Here is a 15,411-nt window from a genome sequence, read left to right on the forward strand (position 1 = left end):
TCCTTAGCTTTTCATTTTAACAATTTTCTTATTCAAAGACAACACCAACTCATCAGACAATTCATAACCTACAGGATAGCCCAATTCTTGAAGCTTCTCAGCAATTTCATCATAAGATTTTTTACCCATATTTTTGATGTTTTTCAAATCATTTTCACTCATTAAAACTAATTCTCCAATATATCGAATGCCTGTCCTATCCAAACAATTAAAACATCTGGCGCTGAGATTTAATGTATCAATTTTTACCATCAAATCTTTCAATTCAGCTACGTCTTCTGAGGAATTTTTTGCCATCAAAGGAGCTGCACTCATATCAGCATCAAAAATACTCATTTGTGAATGCATAATTGCAATGGCTTCTTTAAAAGCATCATGAGGGTTGATTTGTCCATCTGTTTCAATATCAAAAACAATCTTTTCATAAGTTGGATTATCTTCTACCAATACATTTTCTATTTCATAAACTGCTTTTTTTACAGGGGTAAAATAAGCATCAAGAGGGATATAATCCTCAGGAATGATACCTCTTATATTTTCGCTTGGAACATAACCAATGCCTTTTTGAACAATGATAGAAAAATTAAGAACTGCATCTTCATTAATAGTAGCTAAATAAGTATTTTTATTCACAACGTCCAAAACATCATTAATCAAATCCGCACCGGATAAACTCATAGGTCCTTTAAAAGAATAATTCACTGTTATAGGACCATTATCCTCTTGAGTTTTATGAACAAATCGGATATTTTTCAAATTTACGATAAAAGGTGAAACATCTTCAGTAATACCACGAACAGAATCAAATTCGTGAGCAACCCCTTCAATTTTCAATCCTATAGGCGCATAACCTACAGAGCTTGAAAGCAATAATCTTCTGATAGGATGAGCCAAAGTAATAGCATAGCCGGACTCAAAAGGATATACAGATATTTTAATTCTATTCGTATTTATCTCTTCTATATTGATATCTGTAGGAATATAGGGAGCTGTTTTAATAGTTTTCATTTTTTCACCGCCTAATTATTTGGAATACAACTCGACAATGAGCCTTTCCTCTACCGGGATTACGACTTCTTCTCTCTGAGGATATCTTGTAAAAATACCAAACTTTTTATCTTTATCAACATCTACCCAAGGAGATATGCCGGTTTGAGAAGTTAATTCAATAGCTCTAGTTACTTGAGGATTATTTTTTGTTTTCTCTGTAAGTTCAATTTTTTGTCCGGGATAAACAAAATAAGAAGGAATATCAATCTTTTTGCCATCTACCAAAATATGCCCATGAGTTACTAATTGACGAGCAAATCTTCTTGTAGTAGCAAACCCCATTCTATAAACGACATTATCAAGTCTTCTTTCAATCAAGCCAATAAGATTTTCACCTGTATTTCCATCCAGTCGGTTTGCTTCTACGAAAATCGATCTAAATTGTTTTTCCGAAATTCCATACATGGCTTTGGCTTTTTGTTTTTCACGCAATTGCAAGCCATATTCAGAAATCTTACCTCTTCTTTGTCCATGTTGCCCCGGTCCATAAGGTCTTTTATCCAAAGCACTTTTACCTGCCAATCTTCTCTCGCCCTTTAAAGCCAAAGACACTCCAAATCGTCTCTCTAATTTTTCAACCGGTCCTCTATATCTTGCCATTATATAACTCCCTTATACTCTTCTTCTTTTAGGTGGTCTGCAACCATTATGGGGCAATGGGGTTACATCTTTTATCCAAAGAACTTTAATTCCCTCTATTGTGCCGACACTTTTTACTGCAGTCTCTCTGCCGCTACCCGGTCCTTGAACTTTGATACCTACTTCTTTGATACCATGTTCTTTTGCTTTTGTCATCGCACTCTCTACTGCTTGTTGGGCTGCATAAGGAGTTGATTTTTTTGATCCCTTAAAGCCAAGCCCACCGGCTGTAGCCCAACAAATAACATTACCCATTTCATCAGTAATGGTTACATTTGTATTGTTAAATGAAGCAGATATACAAACAATTCCTTTGGCAATATTTTTCTTAATAACTCTTTTTTTAGTTGCCGTATTTCTTTTAGCCATGACTTAGTCTCCTTATTTGCTACCTACTGTTTTTTTCTTGCCTTTTCTTGTGCGTGCATTATTTTTGGTTGTTTGACCTCGCACAGGCAAGCCTTTTCTATGCCGAAGACCACGATAATTTCCTAAATCCATCAATGATTTAATATCCATTTGTGTCTTTTTTCTCAAATCACCCTCGACCATGTAGCCTTCTTGAATTTTTTTAGCAATTGCAGAGACTTCATCTTCGCTGAGATCATGAACTCGCTTATCAAAAGATATATTTATAGCATTCAAAATATCTCTTGAGCTTTTAAGCCCAATACCATAAATATAAGTAAGAGCATACTCGACTCTTTTCTTTTTTGGCAAATCTACACCAGCTATTCTAGCCATATTTTATCCTTGTCTTTGTTTATGTTTTGGAGTTGAGCAAATCACTCGAACTACACCTTTTCTCTTGATAACTTTACATTTATCACACATCTTTTTAACCGAAGGTCGAACTTTCATTTTGTTTCTCCTTGTTTTATGCCAAAGCATAAAATATTTTTAAACCCATTGTATTTTTTAAAGACTAAAAAGCTATTATTATAGCTAAGAAAAGTTTAAAAGCTTCTTAGTTGCTTCAGGCTTTACTATTTATATCTAAATGTAATGCGTCCCTTATCTAAGCTATAAGGCGTAAGTTCAAGCTTTACTTTGTCTCCGGGAAGTATCTTAATATAATGCATTCTCATTTTTCCTGCAATATGACACAATACAACATGCTTGTTTTCTAATTCCACCTTAAACGTGGCATTAGGCAATGCCTCAATCACTTTACCATCAATTTCTATCACATCATCTTTTGCCATTTATATCTCCGTGAGTATCTTAGCTTTGCCTTCAATAATTGCAATCGTATGTTCATAATGACTGCCATTTAACCCATCTGCTGAAGTTACCCCCCAATTATCAGATAAAATTTTTGGCTCACCACTATTTTGGCAAATCATTGGTTCCAGACAAAAAACCATTCCTTCTTTGATTTTGGGTCCTGAATGGGTTGTAGGGCTTTCTAAATAATTAGGGATCTCAGGTTCTTCATGAGGTTTTCTCCCAATACCATGCCCGCAAAAACCTCTCAAAGGTACAAAACCTTTTTCTAAAATACAATCCTCAATCATCTTAGTTAATTCTTTAAAACGAAGTCCGACTTTAATCTTATCAATAGCTTCATACAAAGTATCTTTTGCACAAGCTATGAGTTGTTTATCTTTTGGAGATATTTCCCCTATTCCAATTGTAACTGCCCCATCTCCATACCAACCATCAAACGCAACCCCTACATCAAAACCTACAATATCTCCGGACTTTAATGGAGTTTTATCAGGTATGCCATGTATAATAACAGAATTTACCGAAATACACACCGCATTAGGAAAACCATACAACCCCTTAAACGCAGGTATCCCTCCATTTGATAAGATAAAATCCTCTGCAATTTTATCAAGTTCTAAAGTAGTCATACCCTCTTGAGCATGTTTAGATAAAAGATCCAGAGTCTGAGCAACTATTTTATTAGGCTTTTTTAAAAATTCTATTTCTTTTTTATTTCTAATATTAATAGACACTAAAAACCTACTGCGCTTAATGTTTTATATTTATTCATATAAATTTGAGCCTCAATTTTCCTCATCGTATCAATGGCAACCTGCACAACAATAAGCACTGCTGTCCCGCCAAAATAAAAAGGAACTCCCATGCCCTTTACAAGAATCCAAGGCAATGTAGAAATCACTGCCAAATATAAAGATCCCCAAAATGTCAAATTACCGGCAACTGCATTTAAAAACGATGACGTCCCCTCTCCGGGTCTCATTCCGGGTATATAGCCACCCTGTCGTTTCAGATTATCAGCTATATCTTTAGAATTAAACACTATTGAAGAATAAAAATAAGCAAAAAATATAACTAATACAAACATCAAAACATTATAAGCATAACCATTAGGACTTAAAAAATCTGCTATAGCCTGGATAGTTGTATTTGATGATGCTTGCAAAATCGTAGAAGGAAAAACCAACAAAGCAGAAGCAAAAATTGGAGGAATAACGCCACTAAGATTTAGCTTGATAGGGATATAATTCATGATACGCTTATTTTGATTTTGCATGATGACTTTTCGTGCATAAGAAACAGGCACTCTACGCTCTGCTAACTCTACATAAATAATAACAAACACTGTCGCTAAAATAATGACAAAAATACCAATCAAAACCAAGAAATTAATTTCACCCGTATTGGCAAGATTAAATGTTCCTGCAATCGCAGATGGTATGCCCGAAACAATACCCGCAAAAATAATCAAACTAATCCCATTCCCAACTCCTCTTTGGGTAATCTGTTCCCCTATCCACATTAAAAGCATTGTGCCTGTCAGCATAGAAAATACAGAAATAATCAAAAAGGTTTGCATATCAATCATAATAGCACCATTAACACCATCTCCAATGCTTCTCAATCCAAAAGATACACTCACTGCTTGTATAACGGTGATAAAGATAGTTGCATAACGGACAATTTGCATATATTTTTGCATCCCATCACGTTCTTTTTTCATTTTTGCCAGATTAGGAAAAGTCGCAGCAAGTAACTCCATGACGATAGAAGCCGTAATATAAGGCATGATACCAAGAGAAATAATACTCAACCTGGAAACAGCATTCCCACTAAACATATTAAAAAGCCCTAATGCATTGCCGGAATTATGATCAAAAAATGCTTTAATCGCGGCTAAATCTACTCCCGGAATTGGCACGTAAGCCAAAATTCTATACAAAAATAAAAAACCAAGAGTGATTAAAATCTTGCCAATGATTGCTTTATTCATTATTTTTGCCTACTGGTTCTAATGCGTTCATCTTTGATTTTACAGAGTAATTCATGTGCATTTATCCCAATTATTTTAACTTTTTCGATATAAGTTGGAAATTTATGAATACTCCTGATTGTTTCAAAGGTAATTTCAGATAAGGCAGCGATATTTTTAAATTTATCAATATTAATTACATAAGGTTTTTGGATTTTTGTTCTAAAGCCAACTTTTGGCAATCTTCTTTGAAGAGGTTGTTGCCCACCTTCAAAACCACGTTTAGCCTTGTAGCCACTTCTGGCAGTTTGCCCTTTTCCACCTCTTGTAGAAGTTTTGCCCATACCACTACCTTGACCTCTACCTACCCTTTTAATATCTTTGATACTTCCATGAGCGGGTTTTATTTTTTCTAATGCCATAAAAACTCCTTATGCCTTAATTCTAGCAAGTGCATTTACAGTTGCTCTCACAACATTATAAGGGTTATTTGACCCTAAAGATTTGGTTAAAATATCTTTAATACCTGCCAGTTCAATTACAGGTCTTGCCGATCCGCCTGCAATAACACCGGTTCCTTCACTTGCAGGTTTGAGCAAAATCTTACTTGCATTATATTTATGTTCAATATCATGAGCAATCGTAGTGCCTTTAATTTTAACTTCAATAATATTTTTAAAAGCATCATCAACGGCTTTTTTGATCGCATCGGGAACTTCTTTTGCTTTACCCAAACCAAAACCAACAAGCCCATTTTTATTGCCCACAACAACAAGGGCATTAAACCGAAATCTTCTACCCCCCTTCACAACCTTTGTAACCCTTCCGATATTCACAACTACTTCATTAAATTCTTCTCTATTGATTTCCATATTTTTCCTTTAAAGCACGATGCCATTTTCTCTCAAAGACTCTGCAAAAGCAGCAACTACACCATGATATAAATAACCATTTCTATCATAAATGACCTCATGAATGCCTAATCCTTTAAGATTTTGTGCAAATGCTTTTGCTATGTTTTTAGCATCTTCTTTATTATTGCCCAAAGCCAATTTTTTTCCATCAACACAAGCAAGCGTTTTATGATTGACATCATCAATAGCTTGTGCATATAAATACTTATTCGATCTAAAAATACTTACTCTTGGTTTTGCATCTGTCCCAAACAAAGAACCTTTAACTCTTAATTTTCGCTTGAGTCTTAATCTTTTTTTTCTTTCTAATGTTGTGCTTGTCATATTCCACCCTTAATTATTTCTTAGCAGTTTTACCGGCTTTGCGAATGATGATCTCATCGCTATATTTAATACCTTTGCCCTTATAGGGTTCAGGAGGTCTAAACTCTCTAATTTCTGCAGCAATTTGTCCAATTTGCTGCTTATCGCTCCCCTTGATGGTGATTGTATTTTTATCAACGACTATTTCAACACCTTCCGGTATAGGGTATTTAACAGGATGACTAAAACCCAGTGCTAATTCCAAATTTTTGCCTGCAACAGCTGCTTTGTAACCAACTCCATTGATTTCTAATACTTTGTTAAAACCTGTGGTCATGCCTACGACAATATTACTTGCCAGGGCTCTATAAGTTCCCCAATATGCACGAGATTGTGGCTCATTATCTACAGATTTAAATGCTAATTCATTTGCATTGAGTTCAATATGAACTCTACGGTATGTTTCTAACTCTTTTGTTATTTTACCACTTTTAAACACAATTTTGCTCCCTTCAACAGTTACTTGCACTGTATTTGGAATGCTAATAGGTCTTTTTCCAACTCTTGACATAATTTTCTCCTACCATATACTACAAAGTGCTTCGCCACCTACATTTTCTTTGTAAGCATCTTCATTGGCAACAACACCTTTACTGGTGCTTACCACGATCGTTCCATAACCATTTTTGAATTTTTTAAGTTCATTTCTTCCTTTATAAACTCTTCTTCCGGGCTTACTAATTCTTTTGACCTCATTAATAAGGGGAAACCCTCTTTCATCATAGGCGAGTTGAACCGAAATAGACTGTTTGCCTTCTTTATTATTTACATTATAATCTTTTACGAAACCTTTGGACTTAAATACTTCAAGAATAGATACAACAATCTTAGCATAATAAAGTGTTGTAACCTCTAATCTTCTCATAGAAGCATTTCTAAGTCGTGTCAATGAATCTGCAATTATATCATTTACCATATTTTTTCCTTACCAACTAGCTTTACGAAGTCCGGGAATTAACCCTTCATTACCCATTTTTCTCAAGCATACCCTACAAAGTCCAAAATCTCTATAAACTGAATGAGGTCTGCCGCATACTTGACACCTGCTATATTTTCTAGCGCTAAATTTAGCTTTTCTTTTTGCTTTTGCTATCATAGATTTTTTTGCCATTTTATTTTCCTTTTGCAAATGGCATGCCAAGCAATTCCAGCAACTTGAATGCCTCTTTATCTTTGTGTGTAGATGTAACAATAGTAATATTCATGCCATGGGTTACCATAATATCATCATAAATAACTTCAGGGAACATTAATTGTTCATTCAAGCCAAAACTATAATTTCCCCTTCCATCAAATCCATTTCGAGATACACCTCTGAAGTCTTTCACCCTAGGCAACGAAATAACAATGAGTTTTTCTAAAAAATTATACATTTGATTGCCTCTTAAAGTAACTTTTACCCCCATAGGCATTCCTTCTCGCATTTTAAACCCGGCAACAGATTTTTTTGCCAAAGTAATAATAGCTTTTTGCCCTGCTATTAGCGAAATAGTATCTGCAATATTTTGCATAATTTTTGAATCTTTTGCATGATCACCCGCACCTACGCTAATCACAATTTTTTCGAGTTTTGGCAAAAGCATAGGATTTTTGATCCCAAGCTCGCTGGCCAATTTTGTTTTCACTTCTTCTTGATAGATTTTTTTCAAACCAAACATATTATTTCTCCTGCGCTTTCTTCACATTAGAAATACTCATAGGCATTTCTTTATTAACAAATCCGCCCTTAGGTTCATTATCTGTTGGCTTGATTGATTTCTTGACAATTTTACAGCCCTCTATGATAACCTCTGCACTTTTGGGTAAAACAGCTATAACTTTGCCTACTTTGCCCTTATCATCACCGGCAATAATTTTAACCATATCGCCTTTTTTTATTTTAAACTTTGCCACTACAATACCTCCGGAGCTAACGATACTATTTTCATAAAATTCGCATACCGCACTTCTCTACTAACAGGACCAAAAATTCTTGTTCCCATAGGTTCTTTTTTTGCATCTAAAATAACAGCTGCATTGTCATCAAATCGAATCAAAGAACCATTTTCTCTATGAATTTCTTTTTTAGTGCGCACAATAACAGCCTTGATGACTTGTCCTTTTTTGACTTTTCCATTTGGAATGGCTTTTTTCACAGAAGCAACGATCACATCACCCACTGTTGCATATCTCCTATGACTGCCACCCAATACTTTTATACACATAATTTCTTTTGCACCGCTGTTATCAGCAACATTTAATCTACTAAAACTTTGTATCATATTACACCCCCACCAAAACAATATCTTTTAAGTTAAATGCTTTGGTTTTAGAAATTGGCTTACATTCAATAGCACTCACCACATCACCGACTTTAACGGAATTATTTTCATCATGAATGGTATATTTTTTGAATCTTTTTACAATTTTTCTATATTTGGGATGTACGACTTTTCTTTCGACCAAAATAACGACACTTTTATCTCCTGCCTTGCTGACTACCTTACCCTGGATGACTCTTTTATGGGGTTGTTTTTCACTCATTTTGAATCCTTCTTAGCAGATATTGCAGTATTTAAGCGTGCAATATCTTTTCTTACTGCCACAATTTGACTGGAGTTGGTCAATTGCATTGTTTTGAGTTTGAGTCTTAACTCAAAAAGTTCAGACTTTTTCTCTACTAACATTTTTTTCAATTCGCTTATTTCTTTATCTTTTAGTTCAATAAATTTCATTTTCACTCTCGCTAGTTATGATTTTTGTCTTAAATGGCAATTTACTTTGGGCTAAAGCCAAAGCCTCTCGAGCAGTAACTTCATCTATTCCTGTCATTTCATAAATAATTCTACCGGGTTTGATATTCATCACCCACTTTTCTACACTTCCCTTACCTTTACCCATTCTTGTTTCTAACGGTTTAGCTGTCAAGGGTTTGTCAGGAAATACTCGAATCCAAACTTTACCCGCTCTTTTGATATGTCGCGTCATGGCAATCCTTGCTGATTCGATTTGTCTGGAATCAATCCTGCCATGCTCAAGCGCCTTAATGGCAATATCACCATAAGCCAAAGAAGCTCCTCTAAAAGATTTACCTCTATTTCTGCCCTTCATTTGCTTTCTGTATTTTGTTCTTTTTGGCATTAACATAGTTGTTATCTCCCTCTTCTTTTGGTTCTGGTTTCTCTATTTTCTCTAGTGTCCTCTTTCTTTTCAGGTTGGATACCTTTTTGCAAAACTTCACCTTTAAAAATCCAAACTTTAATCCCAATGATTCCATAAGTTGTCATTGCTTCTGCAAACCCATAATCAATTTTTGCTCTGAGTGTATGGAGTGGCACTCTCCCTTCCATATACCATTCAGTCCTTGCCATCTCCGCACCTGCTAATCTGCCGGATACTTTGACTTTAATCCCTTTTGCGCCTGATTTAATCGCTGTTTGCATAACTTTTTTCATAGCTCTTCTAAAAGCAACTCTTTTTTCCAACTGAGTAGCTACATTTTCAGCTGCCAATTGAGCATTAGCTTGGGGTCTTTTAACTTCTTTAATATTGATGGAAACCTCTCTTTGAACAACATTTTTCAAAGACTGCTTTACTTTTTCAATATCTGCACCTTTTTTACCAATAATTAAGCCCGGTCTTGCTGCTACCACAGTAACACGAATTTTTTTGGCAGCTCTTTCAATAATAATCTCACTCACCCCCGCATAATAAAGCTCTTTTTTCAAAAATTTTCTAATTTTGTAATCTTCTGCGATATTTAATGGCGTACTTTGAGTGCTTGGAAACCATCTTGAAGCCCAATTTCTGTTAATGCCTAATCTTAAACCTATTGGATTAACTTTTTGTCCCATAATTATTTATCCTCACCTTTTATTTTTTTGCTTGTTGGGGGAGTCTTTTTCAAAGTTGTTTGTTTAACTTCTTTGAGCTCTTTTTTTGATGTTTGCTTTGGCGTTGTTTTTTCTGAAACAGAAGCACTTTTTGGGGCGCTTTTTTTATTTTTGGAATTCTCCAACCCCACTTCAACCAAAATATGAGAAGTTGGTTTTCTAATAGGTGTAGCCCGACCTTTTGCACGTGGCATAAATCTTCTCAACACAGGACCTGCATCCACTCTACAAGAAGTTATACAAACATTTTGTGCTTCATAACTTCCATTTGCAACCGCTGAAGCAATGACTTTAGAAATCACTCTGGCAGCTTTATTAGGTGTAAATTCCAAACTTGCAATTGCCAATTCAGCATTCATACCCTGAATTTCTCCGGCAATTAATCTGGCCTTGGTTGGAGAAAGTCTTATATATTTTAATAATGATGTGCTCATCTCTTCTCCTTATTTGCCTATTTTTTTCTGGACACTGCCTTTGTGTCCCTTAAAAGTTCTGGTAGGAGCAAATTCACCCAACTTATAACCTACATGATTTTCTGTAATATACACAGGAATGAAAATCCTACCGTTATGGACATTGTAAGTTATCCCTATCATTTCAGGAGAAATAGTGCTTCTTCTGGACCAAGTCTTAATAGGTTTATTGTCTTTAGCTTCTTTGGCTTTTATTGTTTTTTTCATCAAATGATCATCAATAAAAGGACCTTTTTTAATTGATCTTGCCATTTTTATATCCTTATTTTTTCTTTTTAGAAATAATCAAACGATCGCTAGCTTTTTTGCGTCTGGTTTTATAACCCTTAGCCGGAGTTCCCCAAGGCGATACAGGATGACCGCTTGATCCGGTTTTTCCTTCTCCACCTCCATGGGGGTGATCAACGGGATTCATAGCGCTACCTCTTGTTTGTGGTCGGATACCTCGATGACGATTTCTACCTGCTTTCCCGATTGAAATATTGATAAAATCCTCATTACCTACCACACCAATAGTTGCCATACATTCTTCAAGAATATATCGCATTTCTCCACTTGGCATTCTGATAATTGTATATTTCCCTTCTCTACCCATAATCTGAGCGCTTGTGCCGGCACTTCTGGCGAGTTGTCCCCCTGCGCCGGGGTGCATTTCAATATTGTGGATAATTGTCCCTACCGGGATACTCTTTAATTTCATTGCAAAGCCCGTTTTAATATCCAACCCTGCCTCTGCTGCAATCACTACATCTCCTACATGCAAACCATTTGGATGCAAAATATATCGTTTATCTCCATCAGGATAAGAAACCAAAGCAATCCTGCAGTTTCTATAAGGATCATATTCAATTCCAAGCACCTTGCCTTCAATATTATATTTATTTCGTTTGAAATCAATAATTCTATAAAGTTTTTTAGCCCCGCCTTCTTTGTGCCTGCTGGTAATTCTTCCGTTATTATTTCTACCTGCACTGACAGGAAGTTTGATTAATAATTTTCTCACACTTGGTTTAGAAGTAATGTCTGCTGAACTCAAACCGGACATAAATCTTCTACCGGGTGTATAGGGTTTATAAGTTTTTATTGCCATTTTCTACTCTCCTTATACAGCAAGCGAATCAATCTTCGCACCTTCCGGGACTTTTACATAAAACTTTTTAAAAGCATTTCTCTGTCCCAATCTCCCCTTAAAACGCTTGATTTTGCCATCTTGTTTCAAAGAATTCACACGCAAAGGAGTGAAACCAAAATAATCCTTGAAAACTTGTTTTAGCTGATTTTTGGTAACTTTGCTTGAAGTCTGAACAACCATAATACCACTCTCTTGAAGAGATAAAGACTTCTCTGTATAGAGCATTGCTTTAATATCAGTTATATCTGCCATTGTAACCTCCCTTATTTCGCGGACTGAATGATTTCATCAAAAACAGCCTTTTCTATCACTACAGAATTAAAAGCTGCAACCAAATAAGCATTCATTTCATTGGCATCTGCCAAATAACATTTTTTCAAATTTCTAAAAGCCAAAAAAGTAGCTTCATCACTCATTTGAGAGACAAATAATGTATTCCTCTCATTGATTGTCTTAAACATATGATAAGCATCTTTTGTTTTACCGCTGCCAATGGCTATAGAATCAATCACATACAACCTGCCTGTTTCTGCTTTTTGTTTGAGTGCATATTCAAGCGCAAGCTTTTTTTGTTTTTTGTTGATTTTGAGATCATAATTTCTATTGTTGCTAGGACCATGGGAAACACCACCCCCTACAAATATAGGAGAAGTGATACTCCCTGCTCTGGCTCTACCCCCACCTTTTTGGCTCCAAGGTTTTTTGCCCCCGCCACTTACTTCGCCGCGTTTTTTTGCATGAGCACTATTAGCACGGATAGAAGCAAGATAAGACTTTACATAAAGATACAAATTATGTTCATTGATTTGTTCATAGCTCTGTGGCAATTCAATTTCGCCGGATTTTTTCAGTTGGTTATCTAATACTACTGCCTTACTCATTTTTGACCCTTGTTTATTTCGTAATTAATATCTTGCCATAAGCACCGGAAAAACCTGCTACAGAACCTTTAACGACCAAAATCCCGCTTTCTTTATCAAAAGATACAATTTCATTTTGTCCTGTAACTTTTTCATTTCCATAATGCCCTGCCATTTTTTTGCCCGGTTGGACTCTTCCCGGCCACTCTCTATTACCAATAGAACCTAATCTTCTGTGAAATCTGCTCCCATGGGCAGCCGGACCACCTTGAAAATTCCATCTCTTCATAGCGCCTGTAAAACCGCGTCCTTTAGTGCTAAAGGTAGCTTTTAGTTTTTTAGCGTTCTCTAACCCATTCATATCCAGATCGCCAACTTCTTTATTAGCCACCATAAGAGTAGCAAAATGATTAAATTCCTTGCTAAGACTATATTTTTTTTGCTGTCCCTCAATAGCTTTGTTGAATTGCTTGCCTCTGGGATATGCAATCAAAGCTTTGCCATTCCCATATACTTGGCATACTTTGGCATTCACAACTTTTAGCAAAGTTACAGGCACACTTGGAGCTCCAACTGTTCTACTCATACCAATTTTTTCTACTAGAAATTCCATTTACTCTATCCTTTGCTTTATTTATTTTCCATTGAAGTTACTTCAACATCTACTTCAGGAGCTAAATCAAGCTTCATAAGACTATCCACAGTTTCCGGAGTTGCTGACATGATGTCAATCACCCTACTATGCACCCTAATTTCAAACTGCTCTCTGGAATCTTTATTGATATGTGGAGAACGCAAAACTGTATATCTTCTATTTTTTGTAGGGAGTGGGATGGGTCCTTTGATCTCTGAACCTGTTCTTTTTACTGCTTCTACAATAGAGGCAACTGATCTGTCCAAAACTCTGTGATCATAAGCTTTAAGCTTAAGTCTAATCTTTTCCATTTATTCATTTCCTTTGCAAAGAACTCATCAAAATCTTATAATGTATGATTGATGTAATTACCAAAATTTGGAAATGAGATTATAGAAAAAAACCATTCAAATAGCAAGCCTTTATCGTTTTTTTCGTAATTTTATGGTCAAATTATTTCCTTTTATAAAGGAAATAATTAAGCTATAATAACGATAAAAAAGAAAAACCATGCAAGATTTAGAAGAAAATTTTTTAGAAAAAACCCAAAATTTCAGTATCCTGCCTCGCAGATTCGGGCTCAAAAGAGGCAAAATCCACCTCTATGGCGCTCCAAAATGTGGCAAAACATCTATTGCGCTTGATTTTGCCAAACATTTTAAAAAGCCTATATATATTGATTGTAAAGATCCAAGAGTGGATATAGATTTGACAAAATCTTTATTGCTAAAGATTTATCTGGAAAAAAACATAGATATTCTCATTCTGGATAACTATATCTGCGATTTTCCTCTCCCGAATCTGGAAAATATTATCCTCATCACACCTTCCAAAAATACAAACAACATAACTCTCCCTCATGATTTTATTTCCAAGCAAATCCACCCCCTAAACTTCGAAGAATATGTAAGTTTTGACAAAAAAAATCTTTCTATCACGACACTTTTTAATCATTTTCTCAAAGATGGCAATCTCCCTGAAATCCAATATCTCTATGAATATCAAAAAATACCTCGAAAACAAGAAATCAATTCTTTAGCCTTTGAGCATAAAAAGTATCTTTTTGGCAATCTCCTTTCTTACCAAGCTCGCCAAGTTACTACCAATCAAATCTATACCCAACTCAAAAAGCAAATAAAAATTTCAAAAGACAAAATATACCAATATATACACGAATTCCAACAAGATCAAGTCATTTATTTTCTACCTCATATCCAAGATCCCTCCAAACCCAAAAAAATTTATTTTTACGACTTTTCACTTCCATATGCCTTTAGCGCCACCAAATCCTTTCAAAGTATTTTCGAAAATATGATTTTTTTAGAACTCTTATGTAAAAACAAAACTCTCTATTATGACCAAGGATGCGAATTTATCACTCAAGATAACCATGCTTACCTTGCTTTTGCCTTTCCCACCCCGCAGACTATCGAAGAAAAAATAAAGAAAATCCAAACTAAGTATTCAAAAATTACTCTCATCACTATCAACTATCAATCCGGTGGAAAAACGCCCTATTCCCAATGGCAAGCCATTAGTTTTATCAACTTTGCCCTAGATGCCTGAGTCCAACATAGTTCTACTTTTACCGGGAATTACACACAAAGTTACGGCAAAACAACATTGAAATTCAATAATGCAACTATGAACGGGACTATTAAATCCGGGGGTGCTAATCTCCTTAGCAATGATAACTCAACTATTTTGCATGTTATTGGAGATCAATTTAAATTTAACGGGAAATTGGATCTTTCAGCCAGTGCCTATAATAACACTCCAAACTACTCTACAGTAATATTTGACTTGAGCAATCAATCCGTCCTTACTCTTACTTCCGGACTCAACCAAGTTTATGGGACTACGATTTTGAATTTTAGCAAGGATTCTCAGTTGATAGGGGATACCAGTATCACCACGAGTTCTTACCGGTATAGTTCTTTAGAACAGACCTTTAATTTTAAAGATTCTTCTTGGACAGGGAATATCAATGCAACTGCTTGGGGGTTTAACCGCTATAGGAGTGCGACTTATAATTTCTCCGGGAATAGTGCTACAACAGGTTATGCTTATAAAGGGAATGTTACTTACCCTCAAAATCACCTCAATATCAATCTCTCCGATGGGGCGATTATGCAAGGGAGTGTTACGCAAGTATGGAGCGGTTATTCTCAAGTCCAATCTCCTGTGATCAATATCAGTGCTAAAAGCGGGGCAGATATTCAAAGTGCGATTACAATACAAGAACCGGTATTTCCCTATAATCAATACCAAC

General features: G+C 35.5%; 30 protein-coding genes. 2 read left to right on the top strand and 28 right to left on the bottom strand.

Annotation, left to right across the window (positions count from 1 at the left end; translation table 11 throughout):
- Positions 1–3: 3 nt before the first annotated feature.
- The 28 genes from BKH45_RS04120 to rpsJ form a co-directional block, all read right to left on the bottom strand.
- On the bottom strand, positions 4–1,008 hold the full coding sequence (locus BKH45_RS04120; RefSeq protein WP_095274212.1) for a DNA-directed RNA polymerase subunit alpha: 1,005 nt from the start codon (positions 1,006–1,008) through the stop codon (positions 4–6).
- Between the two features lie 15 nt (positions 1,009–1,023).
- The gene (gene rpsD / locus BKH45_RS04125; protein WP_095274213.1) at positions 1,024–1,650 is read right to left on the bottom strand and encodes a 30S ribosomal protein S4; all 627 of its coding nucleotides are present in this window, start codon (positions 1,648–1,650) and stop codon (positions 1,024–1,026) included.
- A 12-nt stretch (positions 1,651–1,662) separates the two neighbouring features.
- Positions 1,663–2,058 carry a 30S ribosomal protein S11 gene (rpsK, locus tag BKH45_RS04130; RefSeq protein ID WP_095274214.1) on the bottom strand — a complete coding sequence of 132 codons (396 nt, stop codon included), beginning with the start codon at positions 2,056–2,058 and terminating at the stop codon, positions 1,663–1,665.
- Between the two features lie 12 nt (positions 2,059–2,070).
- Positions 2,071–2,433 (bottom strand): 30S ribosomal protein S13, encoded by a 363-nt coding sequence (rpsM, locus tag BKH45_RS04135; RefSeq protein ID WP_095274215.1) that lies wholly within the window; start codon positions 2,431–2,433, stop codon positions 2,071–2,073.
- A gap of 3 nt (positions 2,434–2,436) precedes the next feature.
- On the bottom strand, positions 2,437–2,550 hold the full coding sequence (gene rpmJ, locus BKH45_RS04140; protein ID WP_002956266.1) for a 50S ribosomal protein L36: 114 nt from the start codon (positions 2,548–2,550) through the stop codon (positions 2,437–2,439).
- A gap of 125 nt (positions 2,551–2,675) precedes the next feature.
- On the bottom strand, positions 2,676–2,894 hold the full coding sequence (gene infA / locus BKH45_RS04145; protein WP_095274216.1) for a translation initiation factor IF-1: 219 nt from the start codon (positions 2,892–2,894) through the stop codon (positions 2,676–2,678).
- Positions 2,895–3,653, bottom strand: a complete 759-nt coding sequence (map, locus tag BKH45_RS04150) for a type I methionyl aminopeptidase (protein WP_095274217.1) — start codon at positions 3,651–3,653, stop codon at positions 2,895–2,897.
- On the bottom strand, positions 3,653–4,912 hold the full coding sequence (secY, locus tag BKH45_RS04155; RefSeq protein ID WP_095274218.1) for a preprotein translocase subunit SecY: 1,260 nt from the start codon (positions 4,910–4,912) through the stop codon (positions 3,653–3,655). The genes map and secY overlap by 1 nt, the downstream gene beginning before the upstream one ends.
- Positions 4,912–5,313: a 50S ribosomal protein L15 gene (gene rplO / locus BKH45_RS04160; RefSeq protein WP_095274219.1), complete on the bottom strand. Its 402-nt coding sequence runs from the start codon at positions 5,311–5,313 to the stop codon at positions 4,912–4,914. The genes secY and rplO overlap by 1 nt, the downstream gene beginning before the upstream one ends.
- A 9-nt stretch (positions 5,314–5,322) precedes the next feature.
- Positions 5,323–5,763, bottom strand: a complete 441-nt coding sequence (gene rpsE / locus BKH45_RS08815; RefSeq protein ID WP_180675620.1) for a 30S ribosomal protein S5 — start codon at positions 5,761–5,763, stop codon at positions 5,323–5,325.
- Between the two features lie 9 nt (positions 5,764–5,772).
- Positions 5,773–6,129, bottom strand: a complete 357-nt coding sequence (gene rplR / locus BKH45_RS08820; RefSeq protein ID WP_180675622.1) for a 50S ribosomal protein L18 — start codon at positions 6,127–6,129, stop codon at positions 5,773–5,775.
- A gap of 13 nt (positions 6,130–6,142) precedes the next feature.
- Complete coding sequence (gene rplF / locus BKH45_RS04170; protein ID WP_095274220.1) at positions 6,143–6,679, bottom strand: 50S ribosomal protein L6; 537 nt, start codon at positions 6,677–6,679, stop codon at positions 6,143–6,145.
- 9 nt (positions 6,680–6,688) lie between these two features.
- Complete coding sequence (gene rpsH / locus BKH45_RS04175) at positions 6,689–7,084, bottom strand: 30S ribosomal protein S8 (RefSeq protein ID WP_095274221.1); 396 nt, start codon at positions 7,082–7,084, stop codon at positions 6,689–6,691.
- 9 nt (positions 7,085–7,093) lie between these two features.
- Positions 7,094–7,279, bottom strand: a complete 186-nt coding sequence (locus tag BKH45_RS04180) for a type Z 30S ribosomal protein S14 (protein WP_095274222.1) — start codon at positions 7,277–7,279, stop codon at positions 7,094–7,096.
- 1 nt (position 7,280) lies between these two features.
- Positions 7,281–7,826: a 50S ribosomal protein L5 gene (gene rplE / locus BKH45_RS04185; RefSeq protein WP_095274223.1), complete on the bottom strand. Its 546-nt coding sequence runs from the start codon at positions 7,824–7,826 to the stop codon at positions 7,281–7,283.
- Position 7,827: 1 nt separating this feature from the next.
- Entirely contained in the window at positions 7,828–8,061 is a 234-nt protein-coding gene (gene rplX, locus BKH45_RS04190) for a 50S ribosomal protein L24 (RefSeq protein WP_095274224.1), read from the bottom strand.
- Positions 8,061–8,429 carry a 50S ribosomal protein L14 gene (rplN, locus tag BKH45_RS04195; protein WP_095274225.1) on the bottom strand — a complete coding sequence of 123 codons (369 nt, stop codon included), beginning with the start codon at positions 8,427–8,429 and terminating at the stop codon, positions 8,061–8,063. The genes rplX and rplN overlap by 1 nt, the downstream gene beginning before the upstream one ends.
- A 1-nt stretch (position 8,430) precedes the next feature.
- Positions 8,431–8,691, bottom strand: a complete 261-nt coding sequence (gene rpsQ, locus BKH45_RS04200) for a 30S ribosomal protein S17 (protein ID WP_095274226.1) — start codon at positions 8,689–8,691, stop codon at positions 8,431–8,433.
- Entirely contained in the window at positions 8,688–8,882 is a 195-nt protein-coding gene (gene rpmC / locus BKH45_RS04205) for a 50S ribosomal protein L29 (RefSeq protein ID WP_095274227.1), read from the bottom strand. Before rpmC ends, rpsQ begins: the two co-directional genes overlap by 4 nt.
- Positions 8,869–9,294 (bottom strand): 50S ribosomal protein L16, encoded by a 426-nt coding sequence (gene rplP, locus BKH45_RS04210; RefSeq protein WP_095274228.1) that lies wholly within the window; start codon positions 9,292–9,294, stop codon positions 8,869–8,871. The genes rpmC and rplP overlap by 14 nt, the downstream gene beginning before the upstream one ends.
- 5 nt (positions 9,295–9,299) lie before the next feature.
- Entirely contained in the window at positions 9,300–10,001 is a 702-nt protein-coding gene (rpsC, locus tag BKH45_RS04215) for a 30S ribosomal protein S3 (RefSeq protein ID WP_095274229.1), read from the bottom strand.
- 2 nt (positions 10,002–10,003) lie between these two features.
- The gene (rplV, locus tag BKH45_RS04220) at positions 10,004–10,474 is read right to left on the bottom strand and encodes a 50S ribosomal protein L22 (RefSeq protein ID WP_095274230.1); all 471 of its coding nucleotides are present in this window, start codon (positions 10,472–10,474) and stop codon (positions 10,004–10,006) included.
- Positions 10,475–10,483: 9 nt separating this feature from the next.
- Positions 10,484–10,765, bottom strand: coding sequence for a 30S ribosomal protein S19 (gene rpsS / locus BKH45_RS04225; protein WP_095274231.1), 282 nt, complete (start codon positions 10,763–10,765; stop codon positions 10,484–10,486).
- Positions 10,766–10,775: 10 nt separating this feature from the next.
- A complete protein-coding gene (gene rplB / locus BKH45_RS04230) occupies positions 10,776–11,603 on the bottom strand; it encodes a 50S ribosomal protein L2 (RefSeq protein WP_095274232.1) in 828 nt (275 codons plus the stop codon).
- Between the two features lie 12 nt (positions 11,604–11,615).
- Positions 11,616–11,897, bottom strand: coding sequence for a 50S ribosomal protein L23 (locus tag BKH45_RS04235; RefSeq protein ID WP_095274233.1), 282 nt, complete (start codon positions 11,895–11,897; stop codon positions 11,616–11,618).
- An 11-nt stretch (positions 11,898–11,908) separates the two neighbouring features.
- On the bottom strand, positions 11,909–12,526 hold the full coding sequence (gene rplD, locus BKH45_RS04240) for a 50S ribosomal protein L4 (protein ID WP_095274234.1): 618 nt from the start codon (positions 12,524–12,526) through the stop codon (positions 11,909–11,911).
- A gap of 13 nt (positions 12,527–12,539) precedes the next feature.
- Complete coding sequence (gene rplC, locus BKH45_RS04245) at positions 12,540–13,118, bottom strand: 50S ribosomal protein L3 (protein ID WP_095274235.1); 579 nt, start codon at positions 13,116–13,118, stop codon at positions 12,540–12,542.
- Between the two features lie 17 nt (positions 13,119–13,135).
- Entirely contained in the window at positions 13,136–13,450 is a 315-nt protein-coding gene (gene rpsJ / locus BKH45_RS04250) for a 30S ribosomal protein S10 (RefSeq protein WP_095274236.1), read from the bottom strand.
- A gap of 199 nt (positions 13,451–13,649) precedes the next feature.
- Between rpsJ and BKH45_RS04255 the strand changes: the two genes are divergently transcribed.
- Together BKH45_RS04255 and BKH45_RS04260 are read left to right on the top strand one after the other, a co-directional pair.
- Positions 13,650–14,705, top strand: coding sequence for an ATP-binding protein (locus BKH45_RS04255; RefSeq protein WP_095274237.1), 1,056 nt, complete (start codon positions 13,650–13,652; stop codon positions 14,703–14,705).
- A gap of 78 nt (positions 14,706–14,783) precedes the next feature.
- On the top strand, positions 14,784–15,411 hold a 628-nt coding region (locus BKH45_RS04260), incomplete at its 3' end, for a hypothetical protein (protein WP_143428378.1).

The sequence above is a fragment of the Helicobacter sp. 11S03491-1 genome, from assembly GCF_002272835.1.
Classification (GTDB): domain Bacteria; phylum Campylobacterota; class Campylobacteria; order Campylobacterales; family Helicobacteraceae; genus Helicobacter_J.